Annotated in this window: 16 protein-coding genes; 14 read left to right on the top strand and 2 right to left on the bottom strand. The window is 65.4% G+C overall.

Features of this window, described 5'->3' with window-relative positions; translation table 11 throughout:
* Positions 1–1,185: a M20 aminoacylase family protein gene (locus ACTORR_RS02995; protein WP_099813533.1), complete on the top strand. Its 1,185-nt coding sequence runs from the start codon at positions 1–3 to the stop codon at positions 1,183–1,185.
* 9 nt (positions 1,186–1,194) lie between these two features.
* On the opposite strand, the gene ACTORR_RS02990 is transcribed toward ACTORR_RS02995, so the two are convergent.
* Complete coding sequence (locus ACTORR_RS02990) at positions 1,195–2,106, bottom strand: LysR family transcriptional regulator (RefSeq protein WP_054883777.1); 912 nt, start codon at positions 2,104–2,106, stop codon at positions 1,195–1,197.
* Positions 2,107–2,199: 93 nt separating this feature from the next.
* On the opposite strand from ACTORR_RS02990, the gene ACTORR_RS02985 reads away from it, so the two are divergent.
* The 7 genes from ACTORR_RS02985 to ACTORR_RS02955 are packed head-to-tail and all read left to right on the top strand — an operon-like array spanning position 2,200 to position 7,933.
* Positions 2,200–3,147 carry a ketopantoate reductase family protein gene (locus ACTORR_RS02985; RefSeq protein WP_262108334.1) on the top strand — a complete coding sequence of 316 codons (948 nt, stop codon included), beginning with the start codon at positions 2,200–2,202 and terminating at the stop codon, positions 3,145–3,147.
* Positions 3,144–3,542: a VOC family protein gene (locus tag ACTORR_RS02980; RefSeq protein WP_176509352.1), complete on the top strand. Its 399-nt coding sequence runs from the start codon at positions 3,144–3,146 to the stop codon at positions 3,540–3,542. Before ACTORR_RS02985 ends, ACTORR_RS02980 begins: the two co-directional genes overlap by 4 nt.
* Complete coding sequence (locus ACTORR_RS02975) at positions 3,539–3,994, top strand: MaoC family dehydratase (RefSeq protein WP_099813535.1); 456 nt, start codon at positions 3,539–3,541, stop codon at positions 3,992–3,994. Before ACTORR_RS02980 ends, ACTORR_RS02975 begins: the two co-directional genes overlap by 4 nt.
* On the top strand, positions 3,991–5,223 hold the full coding sequence (locus ACTORR_RS02970) for a CaiB/BaiF CoA transferase family protein (protein WP_054883773.1): 1,233 nt from the start codon (positions 3,991–3,993) through the stop codon (positions 5,221–5,223). Before ACTORR_RS02975 ends, ACTORR_RS02970 begins: the two co-directional genes overlap by 4 nt.
* Positions 5,220–6,038: a shikimate dehydrogenase gene (aroE, locus tag ACTORR_RS02965; RefSeq protein ID WP_054883772.1), complete on the top strand. Its 819-nt coding sequence runs from the start codon at positions 5,220–5,222 to the stop codon at positions 6,036–6,038. Before ACTORR_RS02970 ends, aroE begins: the two co-directional genes overlap by 4 nt.
* Positions 6,039–6,041: 3 nt before the next feature.
* On the top strand, positions 6,042–6,479 hold the full coding sequence (gene aroQ, locus ACTORR_RS02960; protein WP_176509356.1) for a type II 3-dehydroquinate dehydratase: 438 nt from the start codon (positions 6,042–6,044) through the stop codon (positions 6,477–6,479).
* Positions 6,479–7,933 (top strand): MFS transporter, encoded by a 1,455-nt coding sequence (locus ACTORR_RS02955; RefSeq protein ID WP_313364296.1) that lies wholly within the window; start codon positions 6,479–6,481, stop codon positions 7,931–7,933. Before aroQ ends, ACTORR_RS02955 begins: the two co-directional genes overlap by 1 nt.
* A gap of 13 nt (positions 7,934–7,946) precedes the next feature.
* On the opposite strand, the gene ACTORR_RS02950 is transcribed toward ACTORR_RS02955, so the two are convergent.
* Positions 7,947–8,702, bottom strand: a complete 756-nt coding sequence (locus tag ACTORR_RS02950; protein WP_099813539.1) for an enoyl-CoA hydratase-related protein — start codon at positions 8,700–8,702, stop codon at positions 7,947–7,949.
* A gap of 105 nt (positions 8,703–8,807) precedes the next feature.
* Between ACTORR_RS02950 and ACTORR_RS02945 the strand changes: the two genes are divergently transcribed.
* The 6 genes from ACTORR_RS02945 to ACTORR_RS02920 all read left to right on the top strand — a co-directional run bounded on the left by ACTORR_RS02945 (position 8,808) and on the right by ACTORR_RS02920 (position 15,959).
* A complete protein-coding gene (locus ACTORR_RS02945) occupies positions 8,808–9,455 on the top strand; it encodes a TetR family transcriptional regulator C-terminal domain-containing protein (protein ID WP_054887809.1) in 648 nt (215 codons plus the stop codon).
* A 76-nt stretch (positions 9,456–9,531) separates the two neighbouring features.
* On the top strand, positions 9,532–10,248 hold the full coding sequence (locus tag ACTORR_RS02940) for a response regulator (RefSeq protein ID WP_054887808.1): 717 nt from the start codon (positions 9,532–9,534) through the stop codon (positions 10,246–10,248).
* Positions 10,245–11,009 (top strand): substrate-binding periplasmic protein, encoded by a 765-nt coding sequence (locus ACTORR_RS02935; protein ID WP_054887807.1) that lies wholly within the window; start codon positions 10,245–10,247, stop codon positions 11,007–11,009. The genes ACTORR_RS02940 and ACTORR_RS02935 overlap by 4 nt, the downstream gene beginning before the upstream one ends.
* Positions 11,006–13,261, top strand: coding sequence for an ATP-binding protein (locus ACTORR_RS02930; RefSeq protein ID WP_313364297.1), 2,256 nt, complete (start codon positions 11,006–11,008; stop codon positions 13,259–13,261). Before ACTORR_RS02935 ends, ACTORR_RS02930 begins: the two co-directional genes overlap by 4 nt.
* Positions 13,262–13,387: 126 nt before the next feature.
* Positions 13,388–14,794 carry an amino acid permease gene (locus ACTORR_RS02925; RefSeq protein WP_313364298.1) on the top strand — a complete coding sequence of 469 codons (1,407 nt, stop codon included), beginning with the start codon at positions 13,388–13,390 and terminating at the stop codon, positions 14,792–14,794.
* A 373-nt stretch (positions 14,795–15,167) separates the two neighbouring features.
* On the top strand, positions 15,168–15,959 hold the full coding sequence (locus ACTORR_RS02920) for an enoyl-CoA hydratase/isomerase family protein (protein WP_054887793.1): 792 nt from the start codon (positions 15,168–15,170) through the stop codon (positions 15,957–15,959).
* Positions 15,960–15,977 lie beyond the last annotated feature (18 nt).

Genomic DNA, 15,977 nt, shown 5'->3' with positions numbered 1-15,977 from the left:
ATGGGTACGTTCCTGAGCAAACCGCCTCAGTGCGAGGCCGCGGCACTGGATGAGTTCGTCACGCTGCGCCGACAGATCCACGCCGCGCCGGAACTGGGCGGCGACACCCCCGACACCGCCGCGCTGGTGGCCGACAGGCTCCAGGCGTGGGGCTACGAGGTCCATCGCAACGTGGGCGGGCATGGTGTGGTCGGCGTGTTGAAGGTGGGCGACAGTCCACGCAGCATCGGTTTGCGCGCCGACATGGATGCCTTGCCCATGACCGAGAAAAACCCCTTCGCCCATGCCAGCAAGATCCCTGGTCGCATGCATGCCTGTGGCCACGACGGGCATACTGCCATCCTCCTGGCCGCCGCTTCGCAGCTGGCTGCCACGCGCGATTTCAATGGCACGTTGAATGTGATCTTCCAGCCGGATGAAGAAGGCCTGGCCGGGGCCAAGGCCATGCTCGACGATGGCCTGTTCGAGCGTTTTCCGTGTGATTCGGTGTACGCCCTGCACAACATGCCCGGCTTGCCGGTGGGCACCTGCGTGGTTCAGGCCGGGCCAACCATGGCGTCTTCGCAGCGCGTCAGCATTCGCATCACCGGCAAGGGTGGCCACGGTGCGATGCCGGAACTGTCGGTCGACCCGGTGATGGCGCTGAACAGCCTGATCAGCGCCATCCAGACCATCAAGTCGCGCAACCTGAGTGTCGAGGAATACGCGGTCATCAGCATTGGCATGATCCAGGCCGGCACCGTCTACAACATCATCCCCGATGAAGCGTGCATGCTGTTGAGCGTGCGCACCGACACGGCCGAAACGCAGCAGAAAATCAACAGTCGCATCGACGCCCTGGTCAAAGGCCATGCTGAAAGCTTCGGCGTGCAGATCGATGTGCAGTTCACTCAACTGGCGCCGGCGCTGTGCAACAGCGACCAGGAAAGCGCGTTGCTGCGTGACAGCCTGAGGCCGTTGTTCGCTGACGGTGCGCTGCTGGACACGATGCCGAAAAAAGTCATGGGCACCGAAGACTTCGCCTACATGCTGCAGGCGCGGCCAGGCTGCTATTTCATGCTGGGCAACGGTACCGGCGAGTTCCATGGCTGCTCGGTGCACAACCCGCACTATGACTTCAACGATGCGCTGGTGAAGATAGGCGCCGATTGCTGGGTGAAATGGGTCCAAGACTACCTGCGTTGAGGTGCAGCATCAGGCTGGCGGCTGTTGAAACAACTCGCGGATCACCCCTCTGATCCAGCGATTGCCAGCGTCCTGGTGATAGCGCGCATGCCAATGTTGCTTGACGGTGAAGCGCTCCACGGCAAACGGGCAGTCATGCAGCCGCAGCCCGTGCATGTCGGCAAGCGTCTGGCCGATGTGCCGCGGCAGCGTGGCGACCAGGTCGGTGGTCCCGACGATCATGCCCAAGCCGAGAAAGCCGGGCAGTTCGAGCATGGTTTTGCGCTCGATCCCGGCCCGCGCCAAGCCGGTTTCGAGCAGCTTCTGCCCGGTCCCGGCACTGATCTGCACGTGCCCCTCGGCCCGGTAGCGCGCCACGCTCATGCCATCGCCCAACCGCGGATGCTGTGCGCTGCTCAGGCAAACCCAGTCCTGTTCGAACAGCACCTGTTGATACATGCCCGCGCCAAGCCCGGGCACCAAACCGATGGCCAGGTCCGCTTCACCGGATTCCAGCGCGCTCTCGGTATTGCCATCGATCCGCGCCGCTTCCAGGCGAATGCCCGGCGCATGGCTGCGCAGATGGTTGAGGATGCTGGGCAGCAAGGTGATATGGCTGGCATCGCTGACACACAGGCGAAAGCGCCGTTGTGCCGTGGCCGGCATGAACTGCGGCGCCCAGTCGCTGAGGCGGCGCAGCGACTCCAGCACTTCCCGGCACGGGCCTATCAGCTGGTCGGCCCGCGGGGTAGGGGCCATGCCGCCCGGCGTGCGCACGAACAACGGGTCGTTCAACTGCTCACGCAGGCGCGCCAGCCAGATGCTCAGGGTCGGTTGGCTCTGGCCAAGCTGCTCGGCGGCGCGGGTCACGCTTCGGCACTGGTAAAGCACCTCGAACAACTGCAGCAGCTTGGGTTCCGGCAAGGGCTCGAGCGGGGTCATTATTGCGGATCTCAATAGTTCTATTGAGGCCATTGTATAGCCCAAATAAGCCTCGCTGCATAAGGTAGTCGCAAACCACAGGAGGTCTGCGACGTGAAAATCTGCATTCTCGGTGCCGGTGCCCTGGGTTGCGCCATTGGCGCGGCCTTGAGCGAGGCGGGGCATGAAACCTGGCTGTTGAACCGTGGCCGTGCGCATGTCGAGGCCATGAACCTGCACGGGCTGCAGGTGCAGGACGAACGTGGCGAGCGCCAAGTGCGGGTCAACGCCGCAATTGATGCCGAGGTCGTCGGCGTGGCGGACCTGGTGGTGGTGCTGGTCAAGTCGTTCCACACCGCCGAGGCGATTGCCGGTGCCAGCGCGCTGATCGGGCCGCAGACGCTGGTGCTGTCGCTGCAGAACGGCCTGGGCCATGAGGACATCCTGGCCGAGGCGGTTGGGCGCGAGCGGGTGCTGGCGGGCAAGACCTACGTCGGCGGCGTGCTCCTGGCGCCGGGTGCGATCCGTGCCGGTGTGGCGGGCAAGCAGACCTTCATCGGCGAGCTGGACGGCCAGCTCACGCCCCGTGTGCAAGCCATTGCCGCCGCCTTCAACGGCGCCGGGCTGGCCACCACGGTCAGCGACAATATCCTCGGCACCATGTGGGACAAGCTTCTGGTAAACGTCGCCACCGGCGCGCTGAGCGGCATCACCATGCTCAGCTACGGCCAGCTGTACAGCGAACCGCTGCTGGCGAGCACCGCCAAGGCCGCCGTGGCCGAGGCCATCGCCGTGGCCGAGCGCGCCGGCATCCGCCTGAGTCTGACCAGCCCCGAGGCTGCCTGGACGCTCGCTGCCGAAGGCCTGCCGGCGAGTTTCCGCACCTCAATGCTGCAAAGCCTGGAAAAAGGCTCGATCACCGAAATCGACTTCATCAACGGCTCCGTCGTGCGCTGGGGCCAGCGCCATGGCGTGGCCACACCGGTCAACGCAACCCTGGTGGCCTGCATCAAGGGCATCGAACGCGCCATGGCCGATCACCAGAAGAGGGACAACCCATGAGCCAGCCAAAAGCCTACCTCGAACATGTCGCGTTCTGGGTGCGCGACATCCAGTGGCATATCCGTTTCTTCAGCGAAGTGTGCGGCATGACCATGCGCGAAGTGCAGGGCGACGTCGAGCGGCCCGCGCAGTACTGGACCCTGGGTGGCCTGCAGTTCATCCACCAGCCGGACTTCGCCGGCCCGGAAGGGCGCATGGCGCACCTGGGCATCATGTGCGAAGACCTCGAAGCCGCCTTGGCGGCGGCCCAGCGTTTCGGCGTCAGCGAGATGCCCCAAGGGCGTAACTGGTTGCGCCTGCCCGACGGCCTGGCCGTGGAATTCATCCAGGCGTTGCCAGCGGCCTGCGTCGCCCAGGCCTTGGCCATCGACCCCCGCGCGGAGGTTCAGGCATGAGCGTGGTGGAAAAATACTGGGACGACGCCCGCGAAGGCGATGAATGCATCAGCCCGACCTACACCGTGACCCGCGAACGGATCCTGGCCTACGCCGACCTGACCGGTGACCACACCCCGGTGCACGTCGACGAGGCGTACGCCAACGCCAGCCACTTCGGCTGCCTGGTTGCCCACGGCCTGTTCGGGCTGTCGATTGCCGACGGCCTGAAGACCCAGTGCGACTACCGTTTCCTGCCGGGCATGTCGCTGGGCTGGACCTGGGACTTCGTGCTGCCGATCAAGGTCAACGATGTGTTGCACGTGCGCATGCGCGTGGGGGCGATGCGCCCGAGCAAAAGCCGGCCAGGGTGGGGCATCGTGGTGCTGCCCTCGGAGCTGATCAACCAGCACGGCGAAGTCGTGCAGCGCGGCGAGCACCGGCTGATGGTGCCGCGGAGGGCCGAAGCATGAGCCAGGCATTGCCATTGGCGGGTATCCGCGTCATCGACTACAGCCACTTCCTCGCCGGCCCTTATGTCGGGCGCTGCCTGGCAGCCCTGGGCGCAGAGGTGATCAAGGTCGAGCGGCCGGGCAGCGGCGATGCCGGCCGGCAGCATGCATTCACCCTGGACGACCAGCAGAGCGGTTACTTCCTGCAGCTGAACATGGGCAAGCAGGGCGTCAGCGTGAACATGAAGGACCCGCGCGGCAAGGCCTTCATGCAGCGCCTGACCGATTCGGCCGACGTGTTCATCGAAAACTACCGCCCCGGCGCCCTGGACAAGCTGGGCCTGGGCTACGCCGAACTCGCGGCGCGCAACCCGCGCCTGGTGTACTGCTCGATTTCCGCCTACGGCCATACCGGGCCGGACGCCCACCGCGCCGGCTTCGGGCTGATCGCCGAGGCCAAGAGCGGGATCATGCAGATGGTCGGCGTGCCCGGCGAAGCGCCGCCGCTGCTGCGCATTTCGCTGGGCGACATGTACACCGGCATCCATGCCGTGGCGGCAATCAATGCGGCGCTGCTGGGCCGGGTCAGCAGCGGCCGCGGCCAGCACATCGACATGGCCCTGTACGACACGCTGGTGTCGATGCATGAGTACGCGGTGCAGTGCTACACGTTGTCCGATGGCACCGTGTTGCCGGAACAGACGGGCCATGACATGCCCACCTCGACCCTGTACGGCGTGTTCCGCGCTGCCGATGGCGACCTGGTGATCGCCGCCCAGGTCGACGATGCCTGGCAACGCTTTGCCGCCATGCTAGAAGCCAACGGTGGCCCGAGCGGGTTTGGCAGCGACACGCGCTACCACAGCCTCAACGGTCGCAACGCCCACCGCCAGGCGATCCTGGCCGTGGTCCGCGACTGGGTCGGCGCGCGCCAGGTGGCCGATATCCTGCAGCTGCTGGATGGCATCGACATCCCCAGCGCCAAGGTGCAGCGCATCGACGAGGTGCTGGCCGACCCGCAGATCCAGGCCCGCAACATGGTCATCGAACAGCAACACCCGCGCTACGGCACCTTGCGCCTGCCCAACCTGCCGTTTCGCTTTTCCGACTGCGACACCACGATCCACCAGGTGGCTCCGGACCTCGGCCAGCACAACGCCGAAGTCGCCGCGGCACTTGGCTTCAGCCCCGAAGAGATCACCGTCATGCAGGCAGATGGTGTGCTGTTCACCCACGGAGATGCACGATGAGCGACCGCTATGCAGTGATCGGCCGGCCGATCAACCACACCAAGTCCCCATTGATCCATGGCCTGTTCGCCGAGGCCACTGGCCAGGCCCTGGAGTACGGCGCCATCGAGGGCGAGCTTGAGGGCTTCGAGACCCAGGTGCTGCAATTGCGCAGCGAGGGCGGGCTGGGCATGAACATCACTGCGCCGTTCAAGCTGCGCGCCTTCGAGCTGGCCGACCGGCGCAGCGAGCGTGCGCAGCTGGCACGGGCGGCCAATGCGCTGAAGTTCGAGGATGGCAGCATCTACGCCGAGAACTTCGATGGCATTGGCCTGCTGCGGGATATCGAGCAGAACCTCGGTGAGCCGCTGCGCCAGCGCCGGGTGCTGTTGCTCGGTGCCGGCGGCGCAGTGCGCGGCGCCTTGCTGCCGTTCCTGCAGGCCGGGCCGCGTGAGCTGGTGATCGCCAACCGCGACATGGCCAAGGCACTGGCCTTGCGCAACGAACTGGATCACCCCCGGCTGCGCATCAGCCGTTATGAGGAACTGGACGGGCAAGCCTTCGATATCGTCGTCAACGCCACCTCCGCGAGCCTGACCGGTGAGTTGCCGCCGCTGCCTGCTGGCGTGCTGGGCGGCGCGCGCCTGGCCTATGAGCTGGCCTATGGCAAAGGCCTGACACCGTTCCTGCGCATGGCGCAGGCGCAAGGTGTGGCGCGCTTGGCCGATGGCGTCGGCATGCTGGTGGAGCAGGCGGCAGAAGCATTTGCCTGGTGGCGCGGGGTACGGCCTGAAACCCGTGCCGTGATCGACCGCCTGACCATTCCCCTGGAGTGAGCCATGCCCGCCAATGTCCTGATGCTGCATGGCATCAACCACAACATGTTCGGCAAGCGCGACCCGCGCCAGTACGGCACGGCCACCCTGGCCGACATCGACCAGGCCCTGCAGGCGCTGGGCGAGGAACTCGGTGCACAGGTAGAGTGCTTCCAGACCAACTACGAAGGCGCAATGTGCGAACGCATCCATCGGGCCTATGAGCAACGGGTGGATGCCGTGCTGATCAATGCCGGGGCCTGGACCCATTACAGCTACGGCATTCGTGACGCACTGGCGATTGTCGAGGCGCCGGTGGTCGAAGTGCATATGTCGAACATCCACGCCAGAGAGCCGTTCCGCCATCATTCGGTATTTGCCGAGGTGGTGCGCGGGCAGATCTGCGGGTTTGGCGTCGAGACCTACCTGCTGGCATTGCGTGCGGCGCTGAACATGATCTGATGGCCGGCGCGCCTGCACAAAGCGCGCAGGTCCGGACCCATCAATCACCGGAGGGACTTGTGAACGCGTCTCGGCACACCACTTTCATCGCCTTGCTGGTCGCCATTACCTTTTTTATGGAGAACCTCGACGCCACCGTCATCGCCACGGCGTTGCCGCAGATGGCCCGTGACTTCGCCGAGCACCCGGTCAGCCTGAGCATCGGCATCAGCGCCTACCTGCTGGCGGTGGCGGTGTTCATCCCGCTCAGCGGTTGGCTGGCCGACCGCTTTGGCGCGCGGCAGGTGTTCGCCGGGGCCATCGGCCTGTTCACCCTGGCGTCGTGGCTCTGCGGCCTGGCGACCGATCTGGAGACCTTCGTTTTCGCACGGGTGCTGCAAGGCATCGGCGGGGCGCTGATGGTGCCGGTCGGCCGCCTGGTGGTGTTGCGCACCACCGACAAGCAGGACCTGGTGAAGAGGCTCGCGGTGGTCACCTGGCCCGGGCTGGTAGCGCCGGTACTGGGGCCACCCATCGGCGGGCTGATCGTCACCCACCTGTCGTGGCCGTGGATCTTCTACCTGAACATACCGCTTGGCGTGCTGGCCATTGCGGCAGCATGGTGGCTGATTCCCGCTGGCCGCCCTGGCGAAGCACGCCGCTTCGACCTGCTCGGCTTCGGCTTGCTCGCCTCGGCCTGCGCCGCGTGGTTGATCGGCCTGGAAATGCTCGGATCGCTGGCCGCTGGCAGCCTGCCTGGCGGGGCGGTACTGGTGGCAGCGGGCGGCTTGCTGAGCTGGCTCGCGGTTCGCCATTGCCAGCGCCACCCGGCGCCGCTGTTGCCATTGGCAGCCATGGGCATCGCTACGTTCAGGGCCAGCATCGTCGGCGGTACGCTGTTCCGCCTGTCGATCAGCGCCTTGCCGTTCCTCATTCCGCTGATGCTGCAGGTCGGCTTCGGCCTGTCACCGGTGGATGCCGGCTGGCTGGTGCTGGCGATCTTCGCTGGCAACCTGGCGATGAAGCCGTTCACCACCGGTTTGCTGCGCCGCTATGGTTTCCGCCGCGTATTGCTGGTCAATGGCATGATCGGTGTCTGCAGCATTCTGGCCTGCCTGGGCTTGCAGCAGGGCATGCCGTGGTACTGGATGGCGCTGGTGCTGTTCATGGGCGGGCTGTCACGTTCGATGCAGTTCACCACCTACAATGCCGTCGGTTTCTCCGAGGTGCCCAAGCCACAGATGGGCGAGGCGTCGACACTGTTCAGCATGTTCTTCCAGCTGGCGATGGCGCTGGGGGTCGCCGTGGTGGCGCTGTTGTTACGGGTAGCGATGATGCTGCGTGGCGGCGAGGGCGGGATGACGGTCAGCGACTTCCATTGGGCGTTGTTCGGCGTGGCGCTGATTGCCTGCCTCGCGCTGGTCGATGCCGTGCGCCTGCCCGGCAATGCTGGCGAGCAGGTATTGCGCACGTAATCGGCGTGCCGGCTCAGGCACCCTTGCGCGATACCATCGCGGTCAAGGCTGCCCTGGCTGCATCGCTGTTGAGCCGCTCGATGAACAGCAGGCCTTCCTTGGCCACCGTTGCAGCCAATGCTTCGCGCTGCCCATCCTTGAGCAGACGCCTGCTGATGCGCAGGGCATCGGCCGGCAGCTGCTGCAGGCGCCGCGCCAGTTTGACGGCGGCGGCCAGGCATTGCGCGCCATCGTCGAACAGTTCGCTCGCCAGGCCCCACTGCACCGCCTGTTCGCCATTCAGCGCCTGGTTGCACAGCAACAGTTGCGCCGCCCGCACGTGCCCCAGCATCTGTGGCAGCAACAGGCTCGCGCCAAACTCCGGGCATACCCCCAGTGCCACGAACGGCGTGCGCAGCTTGGCGTCACGGCTGACCAGCACCTGGTCGCAGTGCAGCAGCAGCGTGGTACCGATGCCGATCGCCGGCCCTGCAACCGCCGCGATCAGCGGCTTGTCCAGCGCCAGCACCGCCCACATCATGCGGAACACCGGGCTTTGCAGGTCGGTCGGGGGCTGGTCGAGAAAGTCCGGCAGGTCGTTGCCGGCGGTGAAGCACCCGGTGCTGCCGGTGATCAGGATCACCTCGACCTGCGGGTCGCTGTTGGCGGCCTCGAACAGCTCTGCCAGCCGCGTGTACATGGCGTTGGTCAGGGCGTTGAGTTTATCCGCCCGGTTCAGGCGCACGGTCAGCAGGCCTTCGTCGAGCTGCTGCTGGATCAGGTCGGTCATGGCAGTGCCTTTGTTATTGTCAGGGTGGCCGAGTATAAACAGGCTTTCGCGACCGAGGCGAGTTGCTATACAGTCGTTCAACTATTCGACCCACGAGAGCCCCCGATGACCCAGGAAGCCCGCTTCAGCCGCATGCTGCCCGAACTGCGCAAGGCCAATCTGGTCGAGGCCACCCTGGCCTGCCTGAAGCGCCATGGTTTCCAGGGCGCATCGATCCGCAAGATCTGCGCCGAAGCCGGTGTCTCGGTAGGCCTGATCAGCCACCATTATTCGGGCAAGGACGAGCTGGTCGCCGAAGCCTACATGGCGGTCACCGGTCGGGTCATGCACCTGCTGCGCGAGGCCATGGCCCAGGCCGCGCCCAACGCCCGCGAGCGGTTGTCGGCCTTCTTCCGTGGCTCGTTCAGCGCCGAACTGCTCGACCCGCAGCTGCTCGATGCGTGGCTGGCGTTCTGGGGCGCGGTGAAGACCGCCGAGGCGATCAACCAGGTGCACGACCACTCCTATGGCGAATACCGCCGCGAACTGGGCACGCTGCTTGCCGAACTTGCGCGGGAGGAGGGCTGGCAACACTTCGATGCCGACCTCGCGGCCATCAGTCTCAGCGCCTTGCTCGATGGCCTGTGGCTGGAGTCCGGGCTGAACCCGGGCACCTTTACCCCGGCCCAGGGCGTGCAGATCTGCGAGGCCTGGGTCGATGGCTTGCAGGCCGGCGGTCGGCAACGCTTCAGTACCGCCACCGAGGGCTGTTGATCGACCGTTCAGCAATCGCTAGTCTTGGCTCACTCTAATAAAAATATCGCCTTCGGGCACTTCAGGACTAACCGCAATGACCTCTCAGGTACTGGTCGTCGATGACGATCCGCTGATTCGTGACTTGCTCCAGGCTTACCTGTCCCAGGAGGGCTATACCGTCCACTGTGCCGCTACGGCGGAACAGGCCGAAACGCTGCTGAGCGAGCAGCCGGTGGAACTGGTGATGCTCGACATCCGCCTGCCCGGCAAGGACGGCCTGACCCTGACCCGTGAACTGCGGGTGCGTTCGGAAGTGGGGATCATCCTGATCACCGGGCGCAACGACGAGATCGACCGCATCGTTGGCCTGGAATGCGGCGCTGACGATTATGTCAGCAAACCGCTCAACCCTCGCGAACTGGTATCCCGCGCCAAGAACCTGATCCGTCGCGTGCGCCACGCCCAAGGCGCGCGGCCAGCCAGCGTGGCTAGCGTCACCCTCAAACAGTTCGGCGACTGGTCGCTGGACTGCGACCGCCGCCGCCTGATCGATGCGCAGGGCGGCGAAACCCTGTTGACCCACGGCGAGTTCCAGCTGCTCAGCGTGTTCTTGCGCAACAGCGGCCATACCCTGAGCCGCGACCAGCTGATGGACCAGATCCGCAACCGTGAATGGGTGCCCAACGACCGTTCCATCGACGTGCTGGTCGGCCGCCTGCGGCGCAAGCTGCACGACGACCCCGCCGAGCCTGAACTGATCATCACCATCCACGGCGCCGGTTACCTGTTCACCGCCAGCGTGGCCGCGTGAGCCCGTTCCTGTTCGGCCTGCTGGCGCTGTTGGCCAGTGCTGCGCTGCAGGCCGCCGACAGCGTGCGCTATTGCGATTACCCGGTTTACCCACCGGTGTCCTGGAGCGATGGCAAACAGCCGCGCGGGCTGGCACCCACGGTGGTGCGCGAGCTGTTCGGGCGGCTGGGCTATCGGGTCGAGATGGTGGTGTTGGGCAACTGGCAACGCTGCCTGCTCGACGCTGCCGAAGGGCGGGTGGATGTGGTGCTGGCCTACGCCTCGGAGCAGCGTGCCAAGTCGATGCGCTTTTCCCAGGTGCCGGTGCTGCGCGAGGAGGTGGCGGTGTTCGCCAACCGGCAGCATCCGCTGCAGTTCGACCAGCTCGAAGACCTGGCCAGATACCGCGGCGGGCTATTGTTCGGCGAAAGCTATGGCCAGGCATTCGACCGCTTCGTGGCGCAGCACCAGAACATCGAATGGGTTTCGGACAGCGGGCAGAACTTCGGCAAGCTGATTCGCGGGCGTATCGACTTTGTGGTCCAGGAGCGGCGTACCGGCCAGCTGTTCGTCGAGCACCTGGCAGGGGCCCAGGACATCGTTGCGCTGCCACCGGCACTGAGCGTCGACTACCTGCGCGTGGCGGTATCGCGCCATTCGCCGCTGAGCGAGCGGATGGGCGACATCGACGCGCAACTGCAGAAGATGGTTGACGCCGGCGAACTGGAGCGCTGGCTGCATGAAAGCGAAGTCACCTACCGCGACATGGTCAACCAGCCATGAACCGCCTGCAACCGGGGGGCCTGCTGCGGCGGCTGTTGCTGTTCATCCTGCTGTTCAGCCTGTGCTTCACGGTGCTGGCCAGCAGCGTGCAGCTGTATTTCGAGTACCGCCGTGAGATGCGCGAGATCGATGCGCGCATGGCGTTGATCCGTGCCGGCTACCTGGCCAGCCTGGAGCGCAGCCTGTGGGACCTGAACCAGGAGCAGCTGAACGTGCAGTTGCGTGGGCTGGTGGATTTTTCCGATGTGGCGCGGGTGCGCCTGAGCAGCGCCGACTTCAGCTTGCAGCAGGGCGAGCCGAGCCCGCAGGGGCCGTTGCGGATCGAGCGTTTTGCCTTGGACTATCAGCCGCCTTCAGGGCCTGCGCGCCATCTGGGTGAGCTGGAAGTGAGCACTGACCTGGGCGCGGTGCACCGCCGGCTGTTCGCTACCGGCCTGACCAGCCTGTTGTGGATGAGCGTGTTCCTCTGCGGGCTGGCCCTGGCCCTGTCGGGTTTGTTCTATCGCCTGGTCACCCGTCACCTGCAGGTCATGGCCGACTTCGCCCGGCGCATCGGTGCCGGGCAATGGCACGAGCCCCTGCGCCTGAACAAGCGCCGTTCACCCCATACCGACGAAATCGACAGCGTGGCCCTGGCCCTGGACGACATGCGCCGGGCCATCCTCAGAGACAGCGAACGCCGCGAAACCGACCGGCTGGCCTTGCAGGACAAGCGTGACGAGTTGCAGAAGCAGGTCGAGCGGCGCACGGCGAGCCTGATGCGTGCCAAGGACGATGCCGAGGCAGCCAACCTGGCCAAGTCGCGCTTCCTCGCTACCATGAGCCATGAACTGCGTACGCCGCTCAATGGCATTCTCGGCATGGCCGAGCTGCTGCGTGGCGCCGGCCTCGCGGCGCCCGACCGGCAACGCCTGGAGGCACTGTACAAGGCCGGTGACGGGCTGCTGAGCATCCTCAACGAGGTGCTGTATTTTGCCCGCCTGGAAGAAGGCGAAAGCCGTCCCGAGGCGGTGGATTTCTCCCTGCGCCAGTTGTGCGCCGAGGTCGTGACCTTGCTCGAACCCCGTGCGCTGGCCAACGACAGCCTGGTGCTGTGCCGCATCGACCCGCAACTGGCGGCGTACCAGCACGGCGCCGAGCAGTACCTGCGCCAAGTCCTGAGCAACCTGCTGGCCAATGCCATCAAGTTCACCGAGGGCGGCGAGATCCTGGTCGAAGTCCAGGTGATGCAGGGGCAACCCGGGCGGCAGCGCCTGCGCCTGAGTGTCACCGACGACGGCATCGGTATCTGCGAGGCGATGCAGCCGAAGATCTTCGAGCGTTTCGTCCAGGCCAGCGAGGCGGTTGCCCGGCGCTATGGCGGCACCGGCCTGGGGTTGGCGATCAGCAAGCACCTGGTCGAGCAGATGGCCGGGCAGATCGGCGTGCGCAGCCGCGAGGGGGAGGGCAGCTGCTTCTGGCTGGAGGTGGAGCTCGAGACGGCGCAGGCGCCCCAAGCCATGGCGGCGGCGGCCGCTGCCGGCGCGGCGCCACTGGACATCCTGGTAGTGGAAGACGTGGCCTTGAACCGTGAGGTGGTCAGCGGGCTGCTGGCGCGTGACGGGCACAAGGTCTGGCTGGCGGAGGATGCCGAACAGGGTTTGCAACTGTGTGCACGGCAGCGCTTCGACGTGCTTCTGCTGGATGTGCACCTGCCAGGCATCAGCGGCGTGGAGCTGTGCCGGCAGCTGCGTGCCGGCGCCACGCCCAACCGCGACACGCGCATCCTGGCGCTGACCGCCAGCGTCCAGCCGGGGTTGGTGCGGGCCTACCTGGATGCCGGCATGCAGGGGGTGCTGGGCAAGCCGCTGAAGCTGGCCAGCCTGCGCCAAGCCCTGGCGGGGCAATGCCAGGAGGCGTCGCCGGCAACCTCCGTCTGGCTTGACCATGGGTTGCTGAGCACGCACCGCACGCTGCTTGGCGAGCAGAAGCTGCAAGGCTTGCTGGCCGGCTTGCACGACAGCCTGGCGCAACAGCGCATGCCCTTGCTCGAAGCGGCCGAGGCGGGGGACTGCACCGAGGTGACCCACCTGGCCCATCGGCTGGCCGGCAGCAGCGATTCCATGGGCCTGTGCGGCCTGGCGGTGACCTTGCGCGAACTGGAAGCGCGTGCCCTGGCCCGCGACAAGGCGGGGGTACGGGCCATGGGGGCGTTGCTGGGCGAACAATTGCAGCGTGCCGAAGACACCCTCGCCGCGTTGCTGGCCGCCTGAGCGACAAAATCCTTACGACTTTTTACATCTTTGATCTTTACGATCAACCGGGCCTTACATCGCCTTCCAATAATCGGACTCAACCGCTGCACACGCGGTCTTCGACGCTTATTGGAGATAATAATAATGAAAGGCCGTAAAGCTGAAGGTATCCACCTCACGCGGGCATTGAAGAGCCGGCACATCTTCATGCTCTCGCTGGGTGGCGTGATCGGTACCGGGCTGTTCATGGGCTCGGGGGTGACCATCAACCAGGGCGGGCCAGTGGGCGCGATCCTGGCCTACCTGGTCGCCGGTTTCCTGATGTACCTGGTGATGGTCTGCCTGGGTGAACTGTCGGTGCAGATGCCGGTGTCCGGTTCGTTCCAGGCCCATGCGACGAAATTCATCGGCCCGGCCACCGGTTTCATGATCGGCTGGGTGTACTGGATGAGCTGGGCGACCACCGTGGGCCTCGAGTTCACTGCCGCAGGCATGCTGATGACGCGCTGGTTCCCGGAAGTGCCGATCTGGTACTGGTCGGCGCTATTCGTTGCCGTGCTGTTCGGCATCAACGCCCTGGCCACCCGCGCCTTCGGCGAGGCGGAATACTGGTTCTCGGGGATCAAGGTGGCGGCGATCCTCGGCTTCATCATCGTCGGTGTGCTGGTGATCTTCGGTGGCATTTCGCTGAACAGCGGGGCGCCGGCGCCGATGATGAGCAACCTGATCGGCGATTCGCTGTTCCCCAACGGCCTGTCAGCGGTGTTCGCGGTGATGATGACCGTGGTCTACGCCTTCCAGGGCTGCGAGATCATGGGGGTGGCGGCGGGCGAGACCGACCAGCCGGACAAGAGCATCCCGCGGGCCGTGCGCAACGTGGTGTTCCGCGTGCTGATCTTCTACGTGCTGGCGATCGTGGTGCTGTCGGCGATCGTGCCGTGGCAGCAGGCCGGGCTGATGGAAAGCCCGTTCGTGCAGGTATTCGACATGGTCGGCATTCCTTACGCCGCAGACCTGATGAACTTCGTCATCCTCACCGCGATCCTGTCGGTGGGCAACTCCGGCCTGTATGCCTCCACCCGCATCCTCTGGGCGATGTCCAAGACCGGCATGGCACCGCGCAGCCTGTCGCCGCTGAGCAGCCGTGGCGTACCACTGCGCGCCTTGTTCATCACCCTGTGCTTTGCGCTGGTGTCGCTGATGACCAGCTTCATTGCCGCAGACACCCTGTTCATGGTGCTGATGGCGGTGAGCGGCATGTCTGGCACGGTGACCTGGATCGTCATTGCCCTGGCGCAGTACCGCTTCCGCAAGCAGTTCCTGAGCGAAGGTGGCCAGCTGAGCGATCTCAAGTATCGCGCGCCGCTGTACCCGCTGGTGCCGTTGCTGTGCATCACCCTGTGCAGTTCGCTGTTCGTGTTCCTGGCCATGGATGAGACGCAGCGGCCTTCGTTGTATTGGGGCTTTGGCTTTATTGCGCTGTGTTATGCGGCGTACTTCCTGGTGCAGCGCAAGCGCCGGGGGATAGCGCTGGAAATGCCGGCAGCCTGAGTAATCGCTAGTGGGCGCCTTGCGCGGAACCTGTAGGAGCGGCCTTGTGTCGCGAAAGGGCTGCTAAGCAGCCCCAGCGATTCCAGCATTTTCGCTGAGATCCCGGGGCCGCTTTGCGGCCCTTTCGCGACACAAGGCCGCTCCTACAAGTACGCGGTCCCTATGGCAGCCCCCGATTATGGGCAGTTGTACAAAGTTGTAACAGCGGCGACCTGCACTCCTCTGGATATCAATAAAAATACTTATAAATCATATATTTAAACGATATTGCACGACGTTACAGCGCAATCATCCAACCAATTGCCTCCTTACTGAACAGTCGTTTAGCATGAGCCTCACCTCCCACAGCAATCACAATAATCCGAGGCCCGTCATGACCGCTCCGTCGTCCCTAATCACCCAGGTTGAAGCCGGCGTTGCCTGGATCACCCTGAACCGCCCCGAGCAGCGCAATGCGCTGGACATCCCCACCCTGAAGAAGCTGCACGCCACCCTCGAGGCGTACAACCTCGACCCGGCCGTACGCGTGGTGGTGCTGACCGGCACTGGCCGCAGCTTCTGCGCCGGTGCCGACCTCGCCGAATGGGCCGAGGCCGAGGCCCGTGGTGCACTGGAAACCTACGGCTGGACCGAAACCGCCCACGCCCTGATGCACTGCCTGCACACCTTGGACAAGCCCACCATCGCTGCCATCAACGGCACCGCCGTCGGTGCCGGCATGGACCTGTCGCTGTGCTGCGACCTGCGCCTGGCGGCCCAGTCGGCCCGTTTCAAGGCTGGCTACACCAGCATGGCCTACTCGCCGGATGCCGGCGCCAGCTGGCACCTGCCACGGCTGATCGGCAGCGAACAGGCCAAGCGCCTGCTGTTCCTCGACGAACTGTGGGGCGCCGAACGCGCCCTGGCGGCCGGCCTGGTCGGCGAAGTCGTCGCCGACGACCAGCTGCCCGCCGTCGCCGCCGAACTGGCGGCGCGCCTGGCCCAGGGGCCGACCTTCGCCTACGCCCAGACCAAACGCCTGCTGCGCGACGGCGCCTCGCGCGGCCTGTCCGAGCAGCTCACTGCCGAACTGGCTGCCGGCCTGCTTTGCGGGCGCAGCGCCGACGGTGCCGAAGCCTTGCGCGCAGTCACGGAAAAACGCGCACCACGCTTCAGCGGCAAATAAGCACGCTCTCTTTCCCCG

Origin of the sequence: Pseudomonas sp. SAR267 (genome assembly GCF_052077595.1) — a bacterium.
GTDB classification, from domain to species: domain Bacteria; phylum Pseudomonadota; class Gammaproteobacteria; order Pseudomonadales; family Pseudomonadaceae; genus Aquipseudomonas; species Aquipseudomonas vlassakiae.
Note: the sequence above shows the minus strand (reverse complement) of the source record. Positions and strands in the feature narration are given on the sequence as shown.

Bases quoted from the DNA above. Each gene is read 5' to 3' on its own strand.
- ACTORR_RS02995 (WP_099813533.1), top strand. From the start codon at position 1: ATGGGTACGTTCCTGAGCAAACCGCCTCAGTGCGAGGCCGCGGCACTG.
- ACTORR_RS02990 (WP_054883777.1), bottom strand. From the start codon at position 2,106: ATGACCCCGCTCGAGCCCTTGCCGGAACCCAAGCTGCTGCAGTTGTTC.
- ACTORR_RS02980 (WP_176509352.1), top strand. From the start codon at position 3,144: ATGAGCCAGCCAAAAGCCTACCTCGAACATGTCGCGTTCTGGGTGCGC.
- ACTORR_RS02975 (WP_099813535.1), top strand. From the start codon at position 3,539: ATGAGCGTGGTGGAAAAATACTGGGACGACGCCCGCGAAGGCGATGAA.
- ACTORR_RS02970 (WP_054883773.1), top strand. From the start codon at position 3,991: ATGAGCCAGGCATTGCCATTGGCGGGTATCCGCGTCATCGACTACAGC.
- aroE (WP_054883772.1), top strand. From the start codon at position 5,220: ATGAGCGACCGCTATGCAGTGATCGGCCGGCCGATCAACCACACCAAG.
- aroQ (WP_176509356.1), top strand. From the start codon at position 6,042: ATGCCCGCCAATGTCCTGATGCTGCATGGCATCAACCACAACATGTTC.
- ACTORR_RS02955 (WP_313364296.1), top strand. From the start codon at position 6,479: ATGGCCGGCGCGCCTGCACAAAGCGCGCAGGTCCGGACCCATCAATCA.
- ACTORR_RS02950 (WP_099813539.1), bottom strand. From the start codon at position 8,702: ATGACCGACCTGATCCAGCAGCAGCTCGACGAAGGCCTGCTGACCGTG.
- ACTORR_RS02945 (WP_054887809.1), top strand. From the start codon at position 8,808: ATGACCCAGGAAGCCCGCTTCAGCCGCATGCTGCCCGAACTGCGCAAG.
- ACTORR_RS02940 (WP_054887808.1), top strand. From the start codon at position 9,532: ATGACCTCTCAGGTACTGGTCGTCGATGACGATCCGCTGATTCGTGAC.
- ACTORR_RS02930 (WP_313364297.1), top strand. From the start codon at position 11,006: ATGAACCGCCTGCAACCGGGGGGCCTGCTGCGGCGGCTGTTGCTGTTC.
- ACTORR_RS02925 (WP_313364298.1), top strand. From the start codon at position 13,388: ATGAAAGGCCGTAAAGCTGAAGGTATCCACCTCACGCGGGCATTGAAG.
- ACTORR_RS02920 (WP_054887793.1), top strand. From the start codon at position 15,168: ATGACCGCTCCGTCGTCCCTAATCACCCAGGTTGAAGCCGGCGTTGCC.